We start from the raw sequence: 1612 nt of genomic DNA on the forward strand, positions 1-1612 counted from the left end.
TCTTTCCTTGGATTACCAACAAATGGTTTTAATGTGCTTGGTTGTTGTTGGTTTTGAATTATATGTTTAATGCGTTGCTTAATGCTGGTGTAGTTAGAGGTTTCTGGTGTGGTTGCTATTTTGGCTCTTACTGGGTTTAAATCTACATATACCATACAGGCAAGTAAGGCTGACTCATCTAAGAGGGCTTGGCATTTGAAACGTCCTTCCCAGAATCGCCCTGTGCAGTTATCTTCTTTATTCGCTTGTCTTGCTATACCTTCATTTAACACGCGCATAAACCAACTTATGTCCATTAGGCGTTTTCTGTAAATAACGGTGGTTTGCTCTATGGCTAGAAGCTCTGATTGACTTAACGTATCACGTTCATTTTCTGGTAAGGACTGATATTTTTGTGTCAGTAATGTGCCTTTAAACACCTTATGCCAACGAGTTAGAACTTCTGTTGTATTCCAGTTAAGTGCTTGTTGTTCATTTACATGTAATACAAGGTGTGTGTGGTTACTCATGACTGCATAAGCACAGACTTCAATAGCAAATATTTGAGGGAGAAATAACAGCTTATCTTCTACCCATTGTCTTCTGTGCTCATAAGATTGATGGGTTTGTTTATCTTCTCCACATAAAAATGCCCTACGAACACAACGAGAGATACAATGATAATACGGCGTATCTGATAAGCTAATTTGAAATTCTCTGGGTCTAGGCATAAGCAAACTCACTTGTATCGATATAGGTACAAGTGAGTTTAGTGCAGTTCAAGTAACTGTCAAATTGAGGTGGGTGGCCTTGTTATTTTTTAAGCACAGACTTGAATAGCAAATATTTGAGGGAGAAATAACAGCTTATCTTCTACCCATTGTCTTCTGTGCTCATATGATTGATGGGTTTGTTTATCTTCACCACATAAAAATGCCCTACGAACACAACGAGAGATACAGTGATAATACGGCGTATCTGATAAGCTAATTTGAAATTCTCTGGGTCTAGGCATAAGTAAACACTCAATGTATCAATATAGGTACAAGTGAGTTTAGTGCAGTTCAAGTAACTGTCAAATTGAGGTGGGTGGCCTTGTTATTTTTTGTTGTTATTTTGTTATTTTGTTATTTTGTTATTTTGTTATTTTGTTATTTTGTTATTTTGTTATTTTGTTATTTTGTTATTTTCTCACAAATGTTGTTTAAGCTTGTCGTATAACACGGTTAAATCGAATGGCTTGCTCAGATAATCATTCATACCAACGGCATAACATTTATCTTCATTTTCTTTAGTGGAATCAGCCGTTAAAGCAATAATAGGAATGGTTTTGGCGTTTGGTTTCGTACTTGCTCTAATCGCTTCAGTTGCTTCATAACCGTCGATGTCCGGTAACATACAATCCATTAACACAAGGTCAAAGTTTTGCTGTTCAAATAAGGATATCGCTTGCCTACCATCAACAGCCCACTCAAACGTTACACCATAGTTTTGTAAAAACTTGCTGAGAATGGCAAAATTTATTTTGTTGTCCTCCACGATTAACACCTTACCTTGTAAAGTTTTAATTAACGGAGTGTTCGTTGTTAACTTTGGAGTTTCGCTCCCATCTTCTGAGTTTAAATCATCTTGC

3 protein-coding genes are annotated in these 1612 nt (G+C 36.6%); all 3 read right to left on the minus strand.

Annotated elements, in window-relative coordinates:
• The coding region (locus KO505_RS03330) for a transposase (RefSeq protein ID WP_216054029.1) at positions 1-710 on the minus strand (710 nt) is incomplete at its 3' end.
• An 89-nt stretch (positions 711-799) separates the two neighbouring features.
• Positions 800-994, minus strand: a complete 195-nt coding sequence (locus KO505_RS03335; protein WP_216054030.1) for a Type I secretion system protein TolC — start codon at positions 992-994, stop codon at positions 800-802.
• 176 nt (positions 995-1170) lie between these two features.
• Positions 1171-1612 (minus strand): response regulator (locus tag KO505_RS03340; protein ID WP_216054031.1); only part of this gene is annotated, 442 nt, incomplete at its 5' end.

Origin of the sequence: Psychrosphaera sp. F3M07, from assembly GCF_018860345.1 — a bacterium.
GTDB classification, from domain to species: Bacteria; Pseudomonadota; Gammaproteobacteria; order Enterobacterales; family Alteromonadaceae; genus Psychrosphaera; species Psychrosphaera aquimarina.

Bases quoted from the DNA above. Each gene is read 5' to 3' on its own strand.
- KO505_RS03335 (WP_216054030.1), bottom strand. From the start codon at position 994: ATGCCTAGACCCAGAGAATTTCAAATTAGCTTATCAGATACGCCGTAT.